We start from the raw sequence: 22,263 nt of genomic DNA on the forward strand, positions 1-22,263 counted from the left end.
TCCTTAAGCCTTTGGCTTAGCCAGATGTGATAGTTTTGATAAAACGCAAACAAATTCCGGGAACGTTGCGGCGCATCGCGCTCAGAAGTTGCGCGTATAGCTTGCCGAATACGTGCGGCCGCGTCCCGCGAAATACGTCAGCGGGTCTTTCAGGAAAACCGATTGCGGGTAGTAGCCGATGTACTGGCGATCGGTAAGGTTGTCGATGCCCATGCCGAACCTTCCCCAGCGCGTGTCCCATGTGGCCGCCAGGTCGGCCAGCGTGTACCCGCGGAAGTGCTCTTCCAGGTTGATGGTGCCGGCCGTGCGGCCGATGTTGATGTCGCGGTCCGCCAGCCGGGTTGCCTGCAGGCGCAACTGCGTGCGCGGCAGCGGCCGCCAATTGGCTCCCAGCACCAGTTTGTCCGGCCCCTGGGCGCGTGCGCCGAGGGCGAGATCCATCGGCGCGCCAGCCGCGGCTGCCGTCCTGCCGATCGTCCTGGCATACGTACCGGAGACGGACAACGTGCTGGTCGGGCGCAGTTCGGCCGCTACTTCCCAGCCGCGCACGGTGGTCGGCACGCGGTCGAGCACGCCGAAGCCTTCGGCATCGATCCGCATGACGGTGCCGAGCTTCGAGCGCGAATCGTAGAACGAGGCGCCGGCACTACCTTGCTTGCCACGCCAGTTGATGCCGATTTCCTGGTTGCGGGTAATCACGGGCTGCAGTTCGAACAGCGTATCGACCGACTGGCCCGGGCGGTTCACGCCGCGTAATACCACGCCCACGTCCGGCAAGCCGAAGCCCTCGGACGACGACACGAAGGCCGTCCAGTCGGGGGCGAAGCGCCATACGGCGCCGATATTTTTCACGGCCTTGTCGAAAGAGCGCTTGCCGCCGCCTACCTGAACGCCCCCGTACGACCACAGCGTGGTGTACGCGTCCACGTTCAGGCGCGCCGATTCCCGGCGCACGCCGGCCCGGACCGTCACGGTGCCGATGTCGTATTCGAGCTGCAGGAAGGGCGCCGTGGAGGTGAAATCGAGCGTGGGCACCCACGTGCGGTTCGTCAGCGCCATGCGTTGGCCACTGCGGTCGCGCAGGTGGTCGATGCCCAGGGTCCATTCCAGGCCGGGCACCAGCAGGTCGGGGCGCACCCAGGTGACCTTGGCGCCATGTTTTTCCGCATTGATCTCGGACTGGTCGAACAGCATGCCGCGCGGGGCCAGGCGTGGATCCTGGAATGTGATCGGGTTGCTGCCGCCGTAGAGCGCCATGAAATCCTGGCTGAACAACTGCGCCGTGAATACGCCATCGAGCAGGGCGTCGTGGCGGTAATCGAGCGACGTGCTATGCACTTCGTTACGTGCCGGATTGCCGGGCGGACGGCCGGGGGCGGAGGAGGTGGGTGTGCCGTGCGCAAAATCGGCGGGCACGGCACGGTAATCGAGTTCTCCCCGGAAATTGAAACGGTTGGCCGTCAGCTGCAGGCGCTGGTTGCGAAAATTGCGGCCGACCTTGATGAAGACATCGTGACCACCGGCGTCGAGCGTGTCGCCCTGCAACGCGTCGATGCCGACCGGTCGTCCCTTGCCGTCGTATGCCATGCCCCGCCGCTGCACGCTTGCATAACCCAGCAGGTCGAAGGCCTCCGACTTGTGGGAGACCGACACGCCTGTCTTCCAGTCAAGGTTGTCGTGCCGGAAGCCGGTTGCCGCACGGGCGTGCAAGGCAAACGCCGTGCCGTCCTGTCGCGGTGTCTTCGTGATGTAGTTGATGATGCCGCCCGTGGCGCCCATGCCCTGGATCGCCGAAGCGCCATTGATCACCTCGATTCGTTCGATGATCGCCGTATCCGCGAAATAGCCTTCGCGCATGCCGGCCCGCAGCGGATTCGATTGCGGTATGCCATCGAGCAGGATCAACGGCGTGCGTCCGCGCAGGGATTCGCCGGTCGACGAAATCTTTTGCCGGCCCGGCGAATAGCCGGGCACATAGGTAGCAAGGGCGGCGGAGGGATCGTCCGCCAGCAGGTATTGGGTTTCCAGTTCGCGTTGCGACACCACGGTGACCGCGCCGGGAATCTTGTCGACCGCCTTGGCATTGCGTGTCGCCGTTACCACCACTTCGGTCACCGGCACTTGCTGGCCGTACACAGGCACATGACCAAGCGCCAGGCACGCCAACGCCACGGTGTGCTGAATGGAAGGCGGCTGGACCATGCCATGGCTCCTGTAAAGGTACGTGAAGAAAGCTGTCGATCATAACCGTTCTATAAAGCAACGGCAAATGTCGAGGCGACCCCGACAATGTACCAAAGGATTGATCTCGGCGTTCTCGAAATGCGGTGCCCGCAGAGAGCTCACTGCGCGGATTATCCAACACGCAGCCTCGACAGGCGAGTACTCGGAAATAATACATAAAACGTTGTATTATTCCAGTATCGATGAGGAGGATGAATGGAACCTGTGCAAACCGCCGAAACACAGTTGCTGAACGACGTGGAAGCGTTACGGGCGCGTTATCCGAACACCCAGGAGCTCTACCGCGAAGTGTGCGCCGTGATGTTTTTTCGCTACGGGTTGACGCCCACCGCCAACCGGCTATACCAACTGGTTCGCAAGGGGAGCATGTCGGCACCGGCCGAGGCACTGGCCAAATTCTGGAGCCAGCTTCGTGAGCGAAGCCGCGTAACGATCGAAGGGCCCGACTTGCCGGATTCGTTGCGCACCTCGGCTGGCGAGCTCGTGTCGGCATTGTGGCAGCAAGCCCGGGAGAGTGCGGCCGCGTCACTGGCGATACTGCGGGAAGAGGCGCAAGCACAGGCCGCGTCGGCACGGCTGGCGGAGGCTGGCGCAATGGCGCGTGCCGACGAACTGGTGGCCACGGTGCAGGTGGGGCGCGAGGCGCTTGGCGCTGCGCGCCAGGAAACGGCGGCGCTGCGCCACCAAGTGGGCGTAAGCGAAGCATTGGCCGGTAAACTGCGCCAGCGTGTCGATGACGCGCGCAGGGAGCTGAATGAACAGCATGCCTGGTTCAAGACCGTCGAACGCGACCACGCCGCCGCACTCGACAAGGTGCGCACGCAGCTGCAAGCGGCACGCGAAGCGGCCGACAGTGCGCGGCTGCAGGCAGCGCAGGAACTCGAACGTGAACGAACCGCGCTGGCGAAGCTGCAGCAAGCGTTCGACGCCGAACGCGCTGGTGGGCAAGATGCCGCCGAACGCCACCGGGCCGAGCTGCGTGAATCGTTGTCGCAGGTGGCGGGGCTGCATCAGCGCATCGGCGCCCTCGAAGCTGCCTGCGCCGCCGCGGTGAGTGCCCGTGACACGGCACTGGAGGAACTCGCGGCAGGCCGTCATGCACTGGCGGCAGCGAATGCGCAGGCCGCAGCGGCGGCCGGTCGTGCCACGGCGTTGGAGGCAGCGCTGCGTCACGCAACAAGTCGTGCCGAACACGCCGGTGCACGCATCCATGGCCCGGTGGACTGAAGCAATGCACGTAAATGACCGGGCGCTGCCAGCGTTCGCCATGCGACGTGCAGGGTAGCGAAACTTCTTCGAAAACCGACGTAGCAGTCCTGCTTTTGCTGACACCAACGTAGCCAGTCAGCCCGGGACCGGCAACGCGTTCGCGTCGAGCACCCGCAGCCATGTGGTGCAATGGGCGGCTTCTGTTGCGGATATGGTACGGGCTCGCGCCGGCCTCCTGGCAAGTCACGCCATGCGCAAGGGTACCGGTCAATCAATCAAAGGGTGATCAATATGCCATCACCGGGTGATCGGTATCCGTCGCGATGCGTGGGATTTAATCCTTTTAAATCAATGTCAAGTTGCCCTGTGATCGTTGCATCCAGCAAGGACCCGGATCGCTTGGAAAGGAAAATTGCTCTTGTGCACGAATGGACTGGGATTCAAACCATATCAGTTTCGACATCGGAAACCGTAAAAAAGTCATTGGATCGCTCTTGCTGTGCTTACTACTATTGGCGCGCAGTATCAAGTTGACAGTGGTAGCACACGTCTTTGACAAAAAATATAAAGATCAGGAGATCCTCGATGACATCGACTTCGTTCGGTCACACTCCCCCATCGCATCAAATGAAAATGAAGCTCTCCGTTGCCATGCTGGCCGCAGCAGGCATCCTGAGCAGCGCTTCCGTGTGGGCGCAGAATGCCCAGGCCGTCGCGGAAGCGCAGGCGACCGCGGAACCTGTCGCGGTCGTGGTCACCGGCGTACGCCGCGCCGCGCAGAGTGCGCAAACGATCAAGCGCAATTCCGATGAAGTGATCGATTCGATCGTTGCCGAAGAAGCGGGCAAGTTCCCCGACAAGAACGTGGCCGAGATCCTGGGCCGCGTGACCGGCGTGCAGATCCGCCGCGCAGGCGGCGAAGCCAGCGATGTGATCATTCGCGGCCTGCCGGGCCTGACCACGCTGCTGAACGGTCGCGAGGTGTACACCTCCACCAACCGCAACCTGCACCTGGCCGATATTCCGACCACGATGCTGCAGCGCGTCGACGTGTACAAGACCCAGGGCGCGGAAATGGTCGAGGGCGGTACTGCCGGTGTGATCGACGTTCGTACGGCGCGCCCGTTCGACTTCAAGGGTTTCTCGGCGAGCCTGGTCGGCCGCGCGGAAAACCGCGACAAGGCGGACACCACCGATCCGCAGGTGTCCGGCATGATCTCGAACCGCTGGAAGAACGATCTGGGCGAATTCGGCGCCCTGTTCGGCGTGTCGTACCAGAAGGGCCACTATTTCGATGAGGTGACCTGGAACTCGCCGCCGGACAATACGGTCACCAACAACACCAGCAAGCCGAATGCCGCGGTCACCGGTCCGGTCGACCTGGGGCACTCGAGCACGACCGGCGTGCGCGAGCGTTATTCCGCCAACTGGGCATTCCAGTTCAAGCCGGCGCGCAATCTGGAACTGTATGCCGAAGGCTGGTCGACGCGCATCGATCACGACCGTGAAAGCCAGTTCTTCCTGGGTAACCTGGGCTGGGGCCCGACGACGCAGTACACGCTGTTCCCGGGTACCAACCAGGTCGATACGGTCACGTCGTCCGGCAGCCCGCTGGCGCTGAGCTCGAACCAGACGCCGCGCGACGACTCCGAAACGCACCAGGGCGCGATCGGCGCCAAGTGGAACGTCACGCCGGACCTGCGTGTTTCGACCGAGTTCGTCCGCACCACCGCCCGCTGGAAGCAGGACATGCCGATCATGGAGATGCTGGCGCATCCGACCACGATCGTCGGCCAGACCTACGTGAACGGCGGCGCGCGCTTCGACTACCCCGGCTACAACATGCTGGACCCGAACAATTACACGCTGCATAACTTCATCGACAACTGGCAAGCCTCCGGTGGCCAGTCGAAGGACTGGCGCGCGGACGCGACGTATTACAACGGCGAAGAAAACTTCTTCCGCGAGTTCAGTGTCGGTGTGCGCCTGGCCAAGCGCAGCGCGCGCTACCAGCACGAAAGCCTGAACTTCCTGCCGGCGGTGCCGGGACTGCCGGCCGTCAGCTCGCTGCCGGGCCTGACCTGCCCGTCGCAACGGTTCTCGAACGACTACGGCATGAACCAGTGGCTGACCATCTGCGGCAACTACCAGCACGCCAATATCGACGCATGGCGCAAGCTGTACGGCCGTGATGGCCGCACGGCGCCGGATCCGTACTCGCTGTACACCAACAACGAAGACACCAGCGCGCTGTACGGCAAGACCCGCTTCGGCTTCAACGCCGGGCCCGTGCCGGTCGAAGGCACGGTGGGTGTGCGTGTCGTCAAGACCAAGCTGGACGTCAACGGCTTCTCGAACATCAACAACAGCCCCGTTGCTGTCAACAAGAAGTCGTCGGACACCGACGTGCTGCCGAACCTGACGCTGAAAGCCAGCCTGACGGACACGCTGATCGGCCGGATCAACGCCGGCAAGACGATCCAGCGGCCGGCCTTCGGCGACTTCAATCCGGGCATCTCGCTGGGTGCCACGCCGGATGGCCTGGGCATCTACGGCGGTTCCGGCGGTAACCCGGACCTGAAACCGGTCACGGGCAAGAACGCCGACGTGGCGCTGGAATGGTACTTCGCACCGACCGGTAGCCTGACCGCTACCGTGTTCAAGCACAAGTTCGAGAACTACATCATCCGCTCGGTGGCGATGGAAACGTTCGACGGCAAGCAGTACCGCATGGACCGGCCGCGCAACGTCAACGCGGGCCAGCTGGAAGGCATCGAGATCGGCTACCGCCAGTTCTACGATTTCCTGCCGGGCTGGCTGGGCGGGTTCGGCATGGAGGCGAACTACACCTACATGAAGGGCCACTTCGACGACAACGGCGTGGAAGCGCCGTTCCAGGGCATGTCGAAGAACGCGTTCAACGTCGTCGGCTTGTACGAGCGCGGTCCGTGGTCCGCTCGCCTGGCCTACAACTATCGCAGCCGCTTCGTCGACACGTTCAACTACCGCGCTATTCCGGCGCCGATCGGCCCGATCGACCTGATCGTCGATCCGATCGAGACCGTCGATGCATCGCTCTCGTACAAGATCAACGAGAACATGGGCATCACGCTGGACGTGGAAAACCTGACCGACCGCACGTACAACGACTACCACGGCATCGCGAGCAATCCGCGTGACGTTCGTCGCTACGACCGCGTCGTCGGCCTGACGCTGCGCTGGAAGCTGTAATTCGCCGTTGAATACGCCCTGCGGGGCGGCACATGAAGCGCGTCGCGCGGCTCCGGCCGGCGGCGCGCTTTTTTTTGGCCCACATGCCGCGCGTTGGCAATGATCCGTAAATAGTCCGACATTGCAGTTGGCCCCGCTTGCAACGACTGCTAGAATGCGAATCATTCGCATTTATTTCGCAGAGTTCGCCTGCCGCCGGCACGAAGCGACAACGCGCCAACCCACCGGATTCCGCCATGGCCGCCTCCACCGTATCTTCCTTCCACATCGTTTCGCGCACGGCTGCAGCCGTGCTCGGCGGCTATGCCTTCACCTGGGGCGTGGTTGCGTTCGGCACCGCGCTGCTGTTTGCGGCAGGCATGGAATTCCATGATGCCGAGCACCTGGCCTATATCGTCGGCTTCCTCGTCTTCCTGGTCGCGTTCCTGCTGTCGTTCGCGGCGCGCAGCCTGCCGCGCGTCTGGCTGGTACTGGCTGGTGGCGGCGCATCGCTTGCCGGCGCGGCGTCGCTGTTGCAGCAACAACTGGTATAAGAGGGCGACCATGTTCCAGAATTTTCGCCTGGCGATGGCCTGGCTGCACACGTGGTTCGGCCTGTTCCTGGGCTTCGTGCTGATGGTGGTGTTTTTCTTCGGCGCGCTGTCCGTGTTCGACCGGGAAATCGACCGGTGGGCGATTCCCTCCACGCGTTTCGAGCCGCAGCCGATGCCGTCGTTCGACAAGCTGCTGCGCCCCGTGTTCGAAGACATGCAGCCGCTGGAGGATGCCCGTGCGGCCATGAGCGGCCAGGTCAACGGGCCGCTGCCCGAACGCTTCGACACCGTGACGCGACTGGGTGCCTACACCACCCACCGCGACCCGGTGCTCGGGCTGTTCGTCGGCTACGAGGTGCCGAACGCAAAGGAGAAGGAAACCACGATCTTCGCGCTGCGCACCGTCGATCCGCGCAGCGGCACCGCGCTGCCGGACGATCGTCTGAAGATCGGCAGCGGCTTCTTCTACCCGCTCCACTACAGCCTCACGGTCGAGTGGAAGAGCCTGGGGTACTGGATCGTCGGCTTCGCCGCGCTGATGATGCTCGTTGCACTCGTCACGGGCGTGGTCATGCACCGCAAGCTGTTCCGCGAACTGTTTACGTTCCGGCCCAAAAAGAGTACCCAGCGCAGCATGCTGGACCTGCACAACCTGACCGGCGTGGTTGCGCTGCCGTTCCACTTCTTCTTTGCTTTCACCGGGCTGGTGATTTTCGCCGGCATCTACTTTCCCGTCACGCACACCCAGCTCGAGCCGCTGCATGACAAGCACGAGCGGATCGAGGCGCAGGAAACGGGTTTGCCGCATGAACGCGCCGGCGTTGCCGCGCCGCTCGCGTCGGTGGACACGATGGTCGCCGAAGCGCAGCGCCGCTGGTCCGCGAAAGGCATGGCGGGCGATGTCGGCTTCCTGGGCGTGCAGTTTCCGGGCGATGCCAACGGCTATGTATCGGTCTACCGGGCCGGTACCGACCGCATTGCCCTGACGGGCGAGGGCATCCATTTCAAGGCGTCCACGGGCGAACTGCTGCGGGAGGATCCGCCACCCACGCTGGTGGGCCGGATCAACGAATTCCTGACCGGCCTGCACCTGCAGCATTTCCGCCATTGGCTGCTGCGCTGGCTGTACGTGCTGGGCGGGCTTGCCGGGTGCGCCTGCATCGCCACAGGCTTCCTGTTCTTCGTCGAGAAACGCAAACGCCAGCATGCCAGGGCCGGGAGTGCCGGTGCACGCATCGTCGATGCCCTCGCAGTCGCCACGGTCACCGGGATGATGATCGCGGCGCTCGGCATGCTGGTCGCCAACCGCCTGCTGCCGGACACGATGCCGGCCGGCTGGCCGTGGCGCGGCGACATGGAAAAGTACTGTTTCTGGGGGATATGGGCGCTCGCGACGGTACACGCCGTGTGGCGCACCGCACCGGTTGCCACGGGCCGAATGGCGCCGGCCTGGCGTGAACAGTGCCTGGCGATCGCCGCGCTGGGCGTACTGGCGCCTGTGTTGAACTGGCTTACGACCGGGGACCATCTCGTGCGCACCGTGGGCGCGGGCTACTGGCCCGTCGCCGGCGTCGACCTGTTCATGCTGTCCGGTGCCGGCCTTGCCATGCTGGCCGCGCGCCGGTTGCAGCGCCGTGCCGCGGTCGCGGCGCCGGGCAATGCCATCGCCATGGAGGCTGGCCATGCGTGACGGGCTGATGTTACTGGCGGCACTCGTTGCATGCGTGGTCGGCATGGGCTGGCTTGCGCTGTCGCTGGAGGCGCACTGGCAACAAGTGCGCGGCACGGCGTCGCGACCCGCGGCGCTCGTTCGGAACCTGCGCTGGCTTGGCGCCGTCGCGCTGGCCGGCGCACTCGTTCTGTGCCTGCTCGTGGACGCGGCGTCGATCGCGGTGCTGGTCTGGCTGATGGCGCTGGCCGCCGCCGCACTGGCCGTGGCGTTGACATTGTCCTGGCGTGCCCGCGCACTGGGCGTGCTGGTGTTCTGGGCAGGGCGCTGAACGTCAACCAGCCCGCGCGCCGCGGATGCGGCGCCAGGCATGCGCGGCCAGCAGCCCGAGGCCGCCAAGCAGCATCGTCCAGGTGGAGGGTTCTGGGATGGGCGCCAGCGGCAGGGGTCCGGTGATTTCCCGCCCGGGTCCCGGGTACTCCATCCGTGGCGCGGGCGGCAGCAGCGCGCCGGGCCCGACCCATGACGGCATCGGTTCGCCGTCATGCGGGACCACTGTGAAGACCGGCACGGGGGCTAGCGCCATCGGCGGGAACTCGACCGGCGGGTTTGGCGACCCGCCGCCCGTCGTGCCCGGGGAGCTTGTCCCGGACGTCTCGATCCGGCGCACACGGCTGACATTGCCGCACACGTCCGGCACCAGCACGCATTCTTCGCCGACGCAGTAGACGGCGCCTGGTTCCCGGTGCGCTGCCCGCCATTTCGCTCGCGTGACCGTGCGGCAGATCCGGCCGGCGCCGAAATGCATATCCGCGATCCGGCTTTCGTATTGGTAGTCGCCGGCGATGGCCGTGCGGCTGATCGATACCCTGTCGTCCGGAATACCGGCGGCAATGCGGCGTGCCAGCGCGGCGCGGTCCGCGGCGCCGATATCCCGGTAATGTGCGAGCGCGGCGGCCGGCGTGCCCCGGTAGCGGTCGGCGCCAGGCCGGTCCCAGGAGCATACTGGTTGAATAAGAAGGGCGGCGGTGGCCGCGGCGAGCACGAGGGCCATGGAGGACTCCAGCAGACGATTACCTGGAATGACTCTATCCCCTTTTTGTTTCAGGGAACGTGCTTTGCTTAACGTAATTAATGTGAAACGCCGGCAGCCCATCGGTAACGATTGCGCGATGCTGGTCACGCGGCGAGGGATGTCTCCTGGACGGGCGCCAGCCGCGCGGTCGAGCCTTCGACCAGTTGTGGGGCGAACATGCGCTTTTCGGCCACGTGCAGGCCCTGCGACTCGATCATCGACGTCAGCAGGTCTGCCGCCGCCAGTGCCATGCTATGCATCGGCTGGCGCAGCGTGGTGACATCGCAACTCAGCCAGCTGGCCGGCTCGACGGCGTCGAACCCGGCGACCGACATCGCGCGTGGCACGTCGATACGCAATGCATGGCGCGCCGTGTCGAGACAGCCGAGCGCGATCACGTCGTTGCCGCAGATGACGGCGTCCGGCACCCTGCCCAGGGAACCGATGATCGCGTGCAGGCCGGCCGCGCCACTGGCGTAGTCGAACTGGCCCGGCACGACGACCGGCAGTGGCAGGCCCAGCTCGTGCAACCGGTCGCAGGCACCGGCACGGCGTTCCATGGCGGGCACCGAGCTTTCGGGACCGGCCACGATGCCGAACTGGCGGTGGCCGGCCGCGGCCAGGCGCGTGGCCAGCAGGCGGCCCGATTCATACTGGTCGCACAGCACGCTGCTGACGGTGCGGCCGCGCAGATTGCGGTTGAAGACGACCAGGGGCAAGCGGCGACGCTCGAATTCCTGCAGCTGTCCCTCGCTCAGCGCGGCGGCAATGATGGCGCCATCGACCTGGTACTGCCAGATGTCGCCGAGGATCTGGTCGACGTCGGCCTCCTGCTGCATCGTAAACAGCAGTACGCGCTTGCCGCGCCGGGTGAGCTGCTGCGACAGCTCGGCCAGTGCTTCCGGATGTTGCACGTTGGCCATGTGGGAGATGACCACGGCCACCATGTTCGAGCGCCGCGTGATCAGGCTGCGGGCTGCCGCGTTGGGAATATAGTCGAGCCCGGCGGCCGCCTGCATCACGCGCGCATAGGTCGATGGCGACACGCTCGCACCGGGCTTGAAACAGCGCGATACGGCCGACTGCGATACCCCGGCCACCTGCGCCACGTCATAGGAGGTCACACGCCGGTTTTCACGCGCCAGCGCGGCCTTGTAGTCCGCTGTCCTGGCGGCAGCGACCCCTGCTGCGACAGGTGGTGTCGTTGTTTTTCTCATCGTCTCGTGTACGCCGTTGTCGGCACCGTTGCGGTCGAGTATAACGTGTAAAGTTGCCTTGTGGGAATACTTATATACAGGGAATTGTACGGAACGTGAGCTACCCCGCAATGGCGATGGTCACGGCGATCACCGCCAGCAGGACCCCGGTGGCGCCCGCGCGCCGGCGCCAGCCGCTGCGGATGTGTTCCATCGTGCGGCGGCGCCCCCGGTTCACGCGGCCGATCGTCGATGGTCCTGCCGTCCTCGTTTCTTCGCCCACCTTGTATCGCACCCGCCGCGAACCTCTGCTGTAGCCTTCCATATCGGTCTCCCAAAATGTTGAATTTCCTAGCGTAACTATCTGGGGCATGCGGGATTTGATGCAGCTCAATCCAACTCTCTGGTAAAATTTCGCCCCTTTCAGATGAGGTAGCGATGGCAACAGCGTGCGGTGTCGACTTCGGCACGTCCAATTCCACGGTCGGGTGGATCGAGCCGGGCCGGCCGGTGATGTTGCCGCTCGAGGATGGCAAGGTAACGTTGCCGTCGGTCGTGTTTTTCAACGCTGACGATGACGCGGTGACGTTCGGCCGTGCCGCCCTGGCCGATTACCTGGCCGGCTATGAAGGCCGGCTGATGCGTTCTTTGAAGAGCCTGCTGGGTACGCCGCTGATGGATGGGCAGACGGAAGTTGCCGGTCGTGCACTGTCGTTCCGTGCGTTGCTGGGCCATTTCATTGGCGAACTGAAGCGGCGCGGCGAAAGTGCCGCGGGCCGGCGCTTCGATGCGGTCGTGCTGGGCCGGCCCGTGCATTTCGTCGACGACGATCCGGCTGCCGACCGGCTGGCCGAGGACACGCTGGCCGATATCGCCAGGGCCGCCGGCTTCCGCGACCTGGCGTTCCAGTTCGAGCCCATTGCGGCCGCATTCGACTATGAATCGCAGATCGACCGCGAGGAACTGGTGCTGATCGCCGACATCGGCGGCGGCACGTCCGACTTTTCTCTGGTGCGTCTGGCCCCGTCCCGGGCCGCCAGGGCCGACCGGCGCGATGACATCCTGGCCAATGCCGGCGTCCACATCGGCGGGACCGATTTCGACAAGTACCTGAGCCTTGCAGCCGTGATGCCGCAACTGGGGCATGGCAGCGAGTTGAAGAACGGCAGTGCCGTGCCGTCCAGCTACTATTTCAATCTGGCGACGTGGCACACGATCAACCAGGCCTATACGAAGAAAATGGCGGCCCAGTTGGGCGAACTGGTGCGCGACGCGCGCGAGCCGCAAAAACTGCTGCGGCTGCAAAACCTGATCGAAGACCGGGCGGGCCACTGGCTGGCGATGCGCGTCGAGGAAACCAAGATCGCGCTGTCGGGTCAACCGTCGGTGCACCTCGACCTGGACCGGCTGGCGCCGCCGGTTGTCCTGGACGTCGAGCGGGCGTGCTTTGTCGCGGCGATCGGCGCGCTGGTGGACACGGTCGGTGCGACCGTCGCCCGCATGCTGGCGGAGGCGGGTGTGCGGCCGGAACAGGTCGATACCGTTTTCTTTACGGGCGGTTCTTCCGGTGTCGCCGCATTGCGTGAGCGTATCGCCGCCGCGGTGCCGACCGCGCGCCAGGTAGAAGGCGACCTGTTCGGCAGCATCGGCGCCGGCCTTGCGCTGGACGCCGTCCGCAAATTCGGCTAAGGAACCATCATGTTGACCAAACCGATCGTGATGCTGGACTTCGAGACCACCGGCTTGTCGCCCGACATGGGCGACCGCATCACCGAAGTCGCCGCCTTGCGCATCGCCGATGGCGTCATCGTCGAGCGCTATGTCTCCCTGGTCAATTGCGGTGCGCGCATCCCCGCATTCATCACGAGCCTTACCGGCATCACGCAGCAGATGGTGGATGCTGCCCCGCCGGCACACGAGGTGGTGCCGCGCCTGCTGGAATTCATCGGTGCGGACCCGCTGGCGGCCCACAATGCCAGCTTCGACGAAAAATTCCTCCATGCGGAAAGCATGCGGCTGGGCATGGCGCCTTCGCACGGCGGCACCGTGTGCTCGCTGAAGCTGTCGCGCCGCGTGTATCCGCAGCTGTACAGCTACAAGCTGGGCAACCTTGGCAGCCAGCTCGGCATCCCGTTCCGCGGCACCGCGCACCGGGCCGAGGCCGATGCCGAGGTCGCGGCGGAAGTGCTGTTGCACATCGGCCGCCACCTCGCATCAAACTATGGCATCGCCGCCGTCGAGCCGGCGCTGCTGATGTCGGTCAACAGGCTCGCCGCGGCGAAGGTCCCTGCCTTCCTGCGCAAGCACACCGTCACAGCGGCCTGATCGGATTACGGTTCCCGCTACCGTGCCTCGCGGCGCGTCGTGTACTGCCGCGTCAATCTTTACCCCACATCGTTGACCATGACAAACCGGCCAGCCGTTTGAGACCGCTCAAAAGGCATGCGCTATCGTTTATTAAGCTTTATGCAACATACCGACGTGCTGGAATGGGGAGCTGGCATGAACAACCGTTACTCGAACAAGGATGTCAACGTGTACGCGTGGTTTCGCGAAGCCTCCGAAAAAGGCGACGCGTATGCGCAATTCAATCTGGCGTTGATCTACAAGCGTGGCAAGGGCGTCAACCGCAATGACGATGCGGCATTCATCTGGATGCGGCTGTCGGCATTGCAGGGCATTGCCTTCGCCCAGAATCACCTGGGGGCGATGTACTACAACGGGGCCGGCACGAAGGCGGACGATACCGAAGCCGTTTTCTGGTTCCGCATGGCCGCGCGGCAGGGCGACGCGTCGGCGCAGCAGAATCTCGGGCTCATGTATCGCAAGGGGCGTGGCGTGCCCCGCAGCGATGCCACGGCGCTCACGTGGTTCTGCCGCGCCGCCGAACAGGGGGTCGCCAGCGCCCAGGCGCTGCTCGGCGAAGCCTATGCGCAAGGCCTCGGCACGAAGCGCAACTTCCAGCTTGCGCTGGCCTGGTTCCGCAAGGCCGCGCTGCAAGGCGACGCCACCGCGCAGTTGAACCTCGGCCTGATGTACCGGCGCGGCCATGGCGTGCTGCAAAGCGACACCCAGGCGGTTGCCTGGTATCGCCAGGCCGCCGCGCAAGGCATGGCTGCCGCGCAGCGGCACCTCGGCGTTGCCTATGCCGAGGGCCGCGGGGTGGTCGTCGACCTGGAGCGGGCCTGTTCCTGGCTGCGTCGGGCCGCGGAACAGGGCGATGTGGATGCCCAGTTCAATCTGGGCGTGATGTTGTCGAACGGCTATGGCACCTGCAAGGATGAGGCGCTCGCGTTCGACTGGTACCATCGCGCCGCCTCGGCCGGGCACATGCTCGCGCAATACAACCTGGGCGGCATGTATGCGCAGGGGCGCGGCGTGACGCGGGACCCCGGCGAGGCACTTGCCTGGTACCGGCGGGCCGCCGACCAGGGCGCGCCCAATGCGCAATTCAATGTCGGTGTCATCTATGCGAACGGCCACGGCGTACCGAAGGACGCAGCCCGTGCCGTCGCGTGGTACCGCAACGCCGCGGAGCAGGGCGATGCGAGCGCGCAGAACAACCTCGGGGTCATGTATGCAAACGGGCACGGCGTGCCGCCGGACGATGCCGAGGCGGTGCGCTGGTACCGCAAGGCGGCCGAGCAGGGGCACCCATTGGCCCAGTACAACCTGGGCGGCATGTACGCGGGCGGGCGAGGCGTCGAACGCGATCCGGTACTGTCGTACATGTGGATTTCGCTCGCTGCCGAAGCCGGCGACGAAACGGCCTGCAATAACCGCAAGTTAATCGAACGCAAGCTCACCCGTGAAGAAATCGGTTCCGCCAAGCTGATGACGCGCCGCTGGCGCGATGCCCATCGCGCCTGAGCGCGCAAACGGTATCAACAAATCGTCACCGCGCGGTGCATGGACCAAATAAACTGCGCCGTTGCTGCCTCCGGAACCTTTCATATTTGCCATGCTTGGCGATATCATCGATGGTCCGCCGCGACTGACGTATTTCTCCATCTCAAGGATATCCATGCACCTGAAACGCGCTACCCTCGCTACCGTCGTCTCCGCACTGCTGGCCGGTACCACCGGCCAGGCACTGGCACAAAACTGCCCGGCCCGCATCGATCAGCAACAGCCGCTGACCTACCCCGTCACGAAGAAAGTCGACCAGCGCGACGATTACCATGGCACCTCGATCGCCGATCCCTACCGCTGGCTGGAAGATGCCAACAGTGCTGAAACGAAAGCGTGGGTCGACGAACAGAACCGCCTCACACAGGGCTTCCTCGGCCAGATCCCCGAACGCGCGGCGATCCGCCAGCGCCTCACGCAGTTGTGGAACTTCGAGCGCTATTCGGTGCCGTTCAAGGAAGGAGGGCGTTACTTCTACAGCCGCAACGACGGCCTGCAGAACCAGGCCGTGCTGTACACCCTGAAAACGCTGGACGAGCCGCCGCGCGTGCTGCTCGATCCGAACACGCTGGCCGCCGACGGCACCGTGGCGCTGGCCGGCATCGCCGTCAGCCCGCAAGGCAAGTACCTGGCCTACAGCACGGCGGCGTCGGGCTCCGACTGGAACGAGATCCGCGTGCGCGACATCGACACGGGCAAGGACACGACGGACCACGTCAAATGGGTGAAATTCTCGAATACGGCATGGGCGCACGACGGTTCCGGCTTCTACTACAGCCGCTACGATGAACCGGCCGAGGGCGCGAAGCTGGCCGGCGTAAACTATTTCCAGAAGCTGTACTTCCACAAGCTGGGTACCGCGCAGGAGCGCGACGTCCTGGTCTACCAGCGCGCCGACCAGAAGGAGTGGGGCTTCCAGGCCGAAGTCACCGACGACGGCCGCTACCTCGTCATCAATGCCACCCAGGGCACCGATCCGAAGAACCGCGTGTTCATCAAGGACCTGAAGCAGAAGGATGGCAAGGTCACGGGCCTGCTCGAAGCGTTCGACGCGTCGTACTCGTTCATCGACAACGACGGCACACTGTTCTACTTCGTCACCGACAAGGATGCACCGAAGTCGCGTATTGCCGCCATCGACGTGCGGACCGGCAAGTGGACGGATATCGTACCGGAAAGCAAGCAGACGCTGAAGGGCGCCAACATTGTCAACGGCCAGCTGGTGGCGGAATACCTGGCGGATGCTTACAGCGCCGTCAAGGTATTCGACCTGAAGGGCAAGCCGCTGCATGACGTGGCGCTGCCCGGCATCGGTTCGGCCGGCGGCTTCGCCGGCAAGCGCGGCGACACGGAAACGTTCTATGCGTACACCAGCTTCACCACCCCATCCACGATCTATCGCTATGACCTGAAGTCGGGCAAGAGCAGCGTCTACCGCCAGCCGAAGGTGGACTTCGATCCCGAAGCCTATGAAACGCGCCAGGAATTCTTCACCAGCAAGGATGGCACGCGGGTGCCGATGTTCATCGTCGCAAAGAAAGGCATGAAGCGCGATGGCACCAACCCCACTTACCTGTACGGCTATGGCGGCTTCAACGTCCCGTTGACGCCGGCGTTCTCGGTGGCGAACCTGGCGTGGGTGGAAATGGGGGGCGTCTACGTGATGGCGAACCTGCGTGGCGGCGGCGAGTACGGTGAGCAGTGGCACCAGGCCGGCACGAAGCTGCGCAAGCAGAACGTGTTCGACGATTTCATCGGCGCGGCCGAATGGCTCGTTGCCAACAAGATCACGTCGCCGGCCAAGCTGGCCATCGGCGGCGGCAGCAACGGCGGCCTGCTGGTCGGCGCGGCAATGACGCAGCGCCCCGACCTGTTCGGCGCGGCGCTCCCGGCCGTGGGCGTGATGGACATGCTGCGCTTTCACAAGTTCACGATCGGCTGGGCGTGGACGTCGGACTATGGCTCGTCCGACAACGCGGATGAATTCAAGGCGCTGGTCAAGTACTCGCCGCTGCACAACCTCAAGGCGGGAACATGCTACCCGGCCACCATGGTCACCACGGCCGACCACGACGACCGTGTCGTCCCGGCGCACAGCTTCAAGTTCGCCGCCGCGGCGCAGGCGGCCCAGGGCGGCCCGGCACCGGTACTGATCCGCATCGAAACCAAGGCGGGCCATGGAGCCGGCAAGCCCACGTCGAAGCAGATCGAGGAAGTGGCCGACCGCTGGGGCTTCCTGTCGCGCACGCTTGGCATGAAGGCCAATGCGGTCACGGCATCGAGCACACCGCAGACCACGCGCTGAGGCGCCAGCCCAGTTGATATACGAGGCGCTCGACGCCTCGTGTGCAGGATGTCCGGGTCGTTTCCCGATCAGCTTGTTGCATGCAAGAAACGCGCACAGGGTTTGCACGCTGCTAGTTGCCGCTTGGAATCTTTGCGCGTGCTATGATCCAATCCGGCCGTTCTAAGACCTCCGGAGCAGACATGAGTTTCACCACTGGCAACATCGCCATCGACGCACTTCTCTACAGTAGCTGGAATACCACGGCTCGTACGCCGATTACATTGACCTACGGCTTCCTGACACACGCGCCATTCGGTGCTTCCGCCGATGACCGCTCAGGCTTCGCCGCGATGTCCGCACCCCAGGAGACAGCCGTGCGGAATGCGTTGGCGCAATGGGCGAGCGTGGCGGACATTTCTTTTGTCGAAGTGGCTCGGGATGCTGGCGATCTTCAGTTCGGCACGAACAGCCAGACCGGCAGCAGCGCCTATGCCTACCTGCCGTATCCCGGCATCGACGCTGTGCAGATGTATTCGAATAACAACACTTCCTACATGGCGGATTTTTCGGCCGGCAGTTATGCGCCGACGATCTTGATGCATGAAATAGGCCATATGCTGGGCCTGAAGCATCCTGGCGACTACGATGCTGCCGGGTCCGGGAGCGATGGGCCGTTCCTGCCGTCGGCAACAGACAACGGCGACTATACGTTGATGTCCTATAACGATCCGGTCAGTTATAAGCTCAATTACAAGTTCCAGTCGACGTTGATGATGTACGACATCCAGGCAGTCCAGTATCTGTACGGTGCCAACATGGCCTATCGTGCCGGGAACGATGTGTATGGCCTTGCCAGGAATGCGGCGCCGATGTGCATCTGGGATGCGGGTGGAGACGATACGATCGATTTCTCCGCGTGCACGGGTGCGACCGTGATCAATCTGAACGCCGGTTCATTCAGCGAGACGGGATTAGGTTTGAGCAACGTGTCGATCGCCTATGGCGTGACGATCGAAAGTGCCATTGGCGGATCGGGTGGCACCACGTTCTATGCGAATTCTGCCGGCAACCGTCTGACCGGAGGCGCGGGCTCGGACGTTTTTCACCAGGGTCTGGGCAACGACACCATCAGCGGCGGGGCCGGGCAGGACACCGTGGTGTTCACGAAGAATTTCAGCAGCTATGCGGTGCTGCGCGAAGGCGACAGGCTCACGGTGTCCGGTGACGGCGTGGACCTGCTGAGCGGCATCGAAAACCTGCGCTTTGCCGACCGTACGCTGGGCCTCGATGCTTTTGTCGAGGTTGTCCAGCGTTCGGGCACGGACGGCAACGACATCATGGCCGCACCCGCTGCCAGCGCACGCATCGACGGCGGTGCCGGCCGGGACGTGGTGGTCTTCGGCGGCGCCAGGGCGAATTACGAGGTGCAGGCGGCCGATGGCTACACGGTCCGGGATGCGGCAACCGGTACCGCCAGCACGCTGTGGAACGTGGAGCGTCTGCATTTTGCGGATGGTTCCGGCGTGGCGCTCGACGGTACCGGCCATGCGGGCCAGATCTATCGCCTTTACGAGACGGCGTTCAACCGTGCGCCGGACGTCGCCGGCATGGGCTTCTGGCTGAAGCTGATGGATAACGGGATGGACCTGTTGAACGTGGCGGCGGGATTCGCCAACAGCGATGAGTTCGCAAGCGTCTACGGGAACGGCCATGATGCGCAATTCGTCGCGCAGCTTTACCTCAATGCGCTGGAGCGGCCGCACGAGGAAGCGGGTCTCCAGCATTGGCTGGCCCACCTCGCCAATGGCATGTCCGATGCGCAGTTACTCGTCAACTTCTCCGAATCGAACGAACTCCAGGTTCGGCTGGCCGGGGTCATCGAGCAAGGCGTCGAGTTCACGATCGCGGCCTGAGCCACCGGTCAGGCTACGGCGCCTCGCGGGGCAGGCTGATGCGGTTGCGCCCCATGTGCTTGGCCCGGTACAGTGCCGCATCCGCCGTCGTCAGCAGTTGCGCGGGATCGCATTCCGGCGCAGGCAACGCGGTGGCGGCCCCGATGCTGACGGTCACGAACGGTTTTGTTGCGCCCCGGTTCGGCAACTGCAGCCGTTCGACCCTGCAGCGAATGCGCTCGGCGACGATGGCCGCGCCTTTCAGCGACTGGTTGGGCAGGATCACCGCGAATTCCTCGCCGCCGTAACGCGCCACCAGGTCGTTCGCGCGCATTTCCTTTGACACCGCGCCGGCGATCCGCTGCAGGCATTCGTCGCCGCCCACGTGGCCGTAAACGTCGTTGTATTGCTTGAAATTGTCCACGTCCACCATCAGCAGCGACAGCGGCTGGTGCTGGCGCATGGCGCGCTGCCATTCCGCATGCAGCGTGTTGTCGAAGCAGCGGCGGTTCGCCAGGCCTGTCAGGCCATCACGCGTAGCCAGCTGTTCGAGCGAGATCTGGGCCTGCTTTTCCTCCGTCATGTCGCGCAGCGTTTCCACTACCGCGGCCAGGCGGCCGTTTTCGTCGCAGATCGGGCTCACGTCCGCCGCGAGGTAGCGGCGCTTGCCGGCGTTGGGCATGTCGCACCAGCCTTCGGCGCTCAGGTGGCCATGCTCCTCGCACGCGCGAATGTGCGCATCGTACAGCGACGCCGCTTCGTCGGTGCGCCGCTGCACCACGAGGTCGGCCAGCGTGGGGCGCTCGTCATGGTGGAAGCAACGCCATGTGTCGGCACTGCCCAGCACTTCGTAGCCCGATACCCCTGTCAGGCGTTCGCACGCGCGGTTCCACACGATCGCGCGGCCGCGCCCATCGAGCACGAATGCCGGAATGGCCAGCAGCTCGAGCAGCCTGAACGCCTCGCTTTGTGACTGGCTCGCGTGGGGGAAGTCCATCAGGTGCTCTGCTTTCTCCAAATTGTTCATGGGCGCCCTTGCGGTGGAAGCGATTGTCATGTTGATCGTTATTCCAGCTATTCTTGCGTTGAGTCCCGATTGTGCATTGCGGTATGGCGCCATAATTTGATCAAGAACAAACGTGCGGTCGAGAAGCTCGGAGCGAGCGGGGCGGAAAGTGTGTCACGGCGCGGAGCAGCCGGCCATCCCTGGTGTGGACAGCCGATACCGCGCGGCCGCTACGGCAGGCGAGGCTTTTGGCATATAATCGAGGGTTCGCCATTCGGCCATTGCCGCCTGCCATCGTTGCCGGCGGCCTGGCTCAACAGGATTCAACGTGACTTACAGTATCAAGGAAATTTTCTACACGCTGCAGGGAGAGGGTGCCCACGCGGGCCGACCGGCGGTGTTTTGCCGCTTCGCCGGCTGCAACCTGTGGACCGGCCGCGAAAGCGACCGTGCCAGCGCCATTTGCCAGTTCTGCGACACCGATTTCGTCGGCACGGACGGCGAGCGGGGCGGCAAGTTCGCCACGCCGCAGGCGTTGGCCGCCGTGATCGATGGCCTCTGGCCGGATACCTGGCCGGCCAGCAAATATGTCGTGTTCACCGGCGGCGAACCCCTGCTGCAGCTCGACGCGCCACTGATCGATGCCATGCATGTCGCGGGGTTCACGATCGCCATCGAAACCAACGGCACGGTTGCCGTCCCGCCCGGCATCGACTGGGTGTGCGTCAGCCCGAAGGTCGGCTCGCAGCTCGTCGTGTCGAAAGGCAACGAACTGAAAGTGGTGATCCCGCAGGCAAACCAGGATCTCGCCGACTACGAGCACCTGGATTTCGAGAATTTCTTCGTCCAGCCGATGGATGGCCCGCTGGCCGCCTTCAACACTACACTGGCGATCGAAACGTGCAAGCGCAATCCGAGATGGAAGCTGTCGCTGCAGACCCACAAACTCCTGAACATTCCCTGAATTGCCTCTCCTATGCTGACCATTACCCGCAAGCTGGAATTCGATGCCGGCCACCGCATTCCCGACCATAAAAGCCAGTGCCGCAACCTGCACGGCCACCGCTATACGCTCGAAATCACGCTGGCCGGCGAGGTGATCTCCGCCGAAGGCAATTCCGACAACGGCATGATCATGGACTTTTCCGACGTGAAGGCGCTCGCCAAGGAGCACCTCGTCGACGTCTGGGACCATGCCTTCCTCGTGTACGACAAGGACGGGGCCGTGAAGGAATTCCTCGCATCGCTGCCAGGCCACAAGACCGTCGTCATCGACCGCATTCCCACCGTGGAAAACCTGGCGGCCGTGGCCTTCGGCATCCTGAAGGCGGCCTACAAGGACCGCTATGGCACCGGCCTGAAACTGCACAAGCTCGTGCTGCACGAAACCCCGAACTGCTGGGCCGAGATCACCGATGCCTGAAGTCCGGGCTGGCGGTGTGCCGACTGACGGTGAAACGTTCATGCGTGAAGCCCTCGTGGAGGCCCGGCGCGCATGGGACCTCGGCGAGGTGCCGGTCGGCGCCGTGGTCGTGAAGGATGGTGTCGTCATCGCGCGCGGCTTCAACCAGCCGATCGCCGGCCACGATCCCACGGCGCATGCCGAGATCGTGGCGTTGCGGGCGGCCGCCCAGGCGCTCGGCAATTACCGGCTGCCCGGCTGCGAGCTGTACGTCACGCTGGAACCTTGCGTGATGTGTTCGGGCGCGATGATGCATGCGCGCATTGCGAAGGTGGTGTACGGCGCACGGGATCCCAAGACCGGCGCCGCCGGCTCGGTCGTGGACCTGTACGCGTCGGAGCAGCTGAATCATCACACGCAGGCCGTCGGCGGCGTGCTCGATGGGGAGTGCGGCAACCTGCTGAAAGACTTCTTCGCCAGCCGCCGCGCCGCATCGCGCGCCGCGCGGGCAGAACGCGACAAGGAGATGGGGCGCCAGGCGATCGTCGCCACGCGCCTTGCTGACGGCGGTACCGGCGAGTAAGATGGCCCCGCCCATGACCAGCACCAG

Annotated in this window: 18 protein-coding genes; 13 read left to right on the forward strand and 5 right to left on the reverse strand. The window is 64.3% G+C overall.

Features of this window, described 5'->3' with window-relative positions:
• Window positions 1-81: 81 nt before the first annotated feature.
• The gene (locus ACY65G_RS03320) at window positions 82-2,202 is read right to left on the reverse strand and encodes a TonB-dependent receptor (RefSeq protein ID WP_464995937.1); all 2,121 of its coding nucleotides are present in this window, start codon (window positions 2,200-2,202) and stop codon (window positions 82-84) included.
• Window positions 2,203-2,439: 237 nt separating this feature from the next.
• Between ACY65G_RS03320 and ACY65G_RS03325 the strand changes: the two genes are divergently transcribed.
• The 5 genes from ACY65G_RS03325 (at window position 2,440) to ACY65G_RS03345 (ending at window position 9,217) form a co-directional block, all read left to right on the forward strand.
• Window positions 2,440-3,471, forward strand: coding sequence for a DNA-binding protein (locus ACY65G_RS03325; protein ID WP_464995938.1), 1,032 nt, complete (start codon window positions 2,440-2,442; stop codon window positions 3,469-3,471).
• 615 nt (window positions 3,472-4,086) lie between these two features.
• Complete coding sequence (locus tag ACY65G_RS03330; RefSeq protein ID WP_464995939.1) at window positions 4,087-6,684, forward strand: TonB-dependent receptor; 2,598 nt, start codon at window positions 4,087-4,089, stop codon at window positions 6,682-6,684.
• Window positions 6,685-6,920: 236 nt separating this feature from the next.
• Complete coding sequence (locus ACY65G_RS03335; RefSeq protein WP_464995940.1) at window positions 6,921-7,217, forward strand: iron uptake protein; 297 nt, start codon at window positions 6,921-6,923, stop codon at window positions 7,215-7,217.
• Window positions 7,218-7,227: 10 nt separating this feature from the next.
• Complete coding sequence (locus ACY65G_RS03340; protein WP_464995941.1) at window positions 7,228-8,907, forward strand: PepSY-associated TM helix domain-containing protein; 1,680 nt, start codon at window positions 7,228-7,230, stop codon at window positions 8,905-8,907.
• Window positions 8,900-9,217 (forward strand): DUF3325 family protein, encoded by a 318-nt coding sequence (locus ACY65G_RS03345; protein ID WP_464995942.1) that lies wholly within the window; start codon window positions 8,900-8,902, stop codon window positions 9,215-9,217. Before ACY65G_RS03340 ends, ACY65G_RS03345 begins: the two co-directional genes overlap by 8 nt.
• Window positions 9,218-9,220: 3 nt before the next feature.
• On the opposite strand, the gene ACY65G_RS03350 is transcribed toward ACY65G_RS03345, so the two are convergent.
• The 3 genes from ACY65G_RS03350 to ACY65G_RS03360 all read right to left on the reverse strand — a co-directional run bounded on the left by ACY65G_RS03350 (window position 9,221) and on the right by ACY65G_RS03360 (window position 11,440).
• On the reverse strand, window positions 9,221-9,940 hold the full coding sequence (locus ACY65G_RS03350) for an MHFG family PEP-CTERM protein (protein WP_464995943.1): 720 nt from the start codon (window positions 9,938-9,940) through the stop codon (window positions 9,221-9,223).
• A 125-nt stretch (window positions 9,941-10,065) separates the two neighbouring features.
• Window positions 10,066-11,178, reverse strand: coding sequence for a LacI family DNA-binding transcriptional regulator (locus ACY65G_RS03355; protein ID WP_464995944.1), 1,113 nt, complete (start codon window positions 11,176-11,178; stop codon window positions 10,066-10,068).
• A gap of 100 nt (window positions 11,179-11,278) precedes the next feature.
• Window positions 11,279-11,440 (reverse strand): hypothetical protein, encoded by a 162-nt coding sequence (locus ACY65G_RS03360; protein WP_464995945.1) that lies wholly within the window; start codon window positions 11,438-11,440, stop codon window positions 11,279-11,281.
• A 155-nt stretch (window positions 11,441-11,595) separates the two neighbouring features.
• Here ACY65G_RS03360 and ACY65G_RS03365 point away from each other — a divergent pair, with 155 nt between their 5' ends.
• The 5 genes from ACY65G_RS03365 to ACY65G_RS03385 all read left to right on the forward strand — a co-directional run bounded on the left by ACY65G_RS03365 (window position 11,596) and on the right by ACY65G_RS03385 (window position 19,266).
• Complete coding sequence (locus tag ACY65G_RS03365; protein ID WP_464995946.1) at window positions 11,596-12,846, forward strand: Hsp70 family protein; 1,251 nt, start codon at window positions 11,596-11,598, stop codon at window positions 12,844-12,846.
• 9 nt (window positions 12,847-12,855) lie between these two features.
• Window positions 12,856-13,482 carry a 3'-5' exonuclease gene (locus tag ACY65G_RS03370; RefSeq protein ID WP_464995947.1) on the forward strand — a complete coding sequence of 209 codons (627 nt, stop codon included), beginning with the start codon at window positions 12,856-12,858 and terminating at the stop codon, window positions 13,480-13,482.
• Between the two features lie 177 nt (window positions 13,483-13,659).
• Entirely contained in the window at window positions 13,660-15,027 is a 1,368-nt protein-coding gene (locus ACY65G_RS03375; RefSeq protein ID WP_464995948.1) for an SEL1-like repeat protein, read from the forward strand.
• 154 nt (window positions 15,028-15,181) lie between these two features.
• A complete protein-coding gene (locus ACY65G_RS03380; RefSeq protein ID WP_464995949.1) occupies window positions 15,182-17,371 on the forward strand; it encodes a prolyl oligopeptidase family serine peptidase in 2,190 nt (729 codons plus the stop codon).
• 182 nt (window positions 17,372-17,553) lie between these two features.
• The gene (locus ACY65G_RS03385; RefSeq protein ID WP_464995950.1) at window positions 17,554-19,266 is read left to right on the forward strand and encodes a DUF4214 domain-containing protein; all 1,713 of its coding nucleotides are present in this window, start codon (window positions 17,554-17,556) and stop codon (window positions 19,264-19,266) included.
• A gap of 13 nt (window positions 19,267-19,279) precedes the next feature.
• Here ACY65G_RS03385 and ACY65G_RS03390 read toward each other — a convergent pair whose 3' ends face one another.
• Window positions 19,280-20,272 carry a sensor domain-containing diguanylate cyclase gene (locus ACY65G_RS03390; RefSeq protein ID WP_464995951.1) on the reverse strand — a complete coding sequence of 331 codons (993 nt, stop codon included), beginning with the start codon at window positions 20,270-20,272 and terminating at the stop codon, window positions 19,280-19,282.
• 307 nt (window positions 20,273-20,579) lie between these two features.
• On the opposite strand from ACY65G_RS03390, the gene queE reads away from it, so the two are divergent.
• The 3 genes from queE to tadA are packed head-to-tail and all read left to right on the forward strand — an operon-like array spanning window position 20,580 to window position 22,236.
• Complete coding sequence (gene queE / locus ACY65G_RS03395; RefSeq protein ID WP_464995952.1) at window positions 20,580-21,215, forward strand: 7-carboxy-7-deazaguanine synthase; 636 nt, start codon at window positions 20,580-20,582, stop codon at window positions 21,213-21,215.
• Window positions 21,216-21,227: 12 nt separating this feature from the next.
• The gene (gene queD, locus ACY65G_RS03400) at window positions 21,228-21,674 is read left to right on the forward strand and encodes a 6-carboxytetrahydropterin synthase QueD (RefSeq protein WP_464995953.1); all 447 of its coding nucleotides are present in this window, start codon (window positions 21,228-21,230) and stop codon (window positions 21,672-21,674) included.
• Complete coding sequence (tadA, locus tag ACY65G_RS03405) at window positions 21,667-22,236, forward strand: tRNA adenosine(34) deaminase TadA (RefSeq protein WP_464995954.1); 570 nt, start codon at window positions 21,667-21,669, stop codon at window positions 22,234-22,236. The genes queD and tadA overlap by 8 nt, the downstream gene beginning before the upstream one ends.
• Window positions 22,237-22,263: the final 27 nt, after the last annotated feature.

Source organism: Pseudoduganella sp. jia 12 (assembly GCF_055502675.1).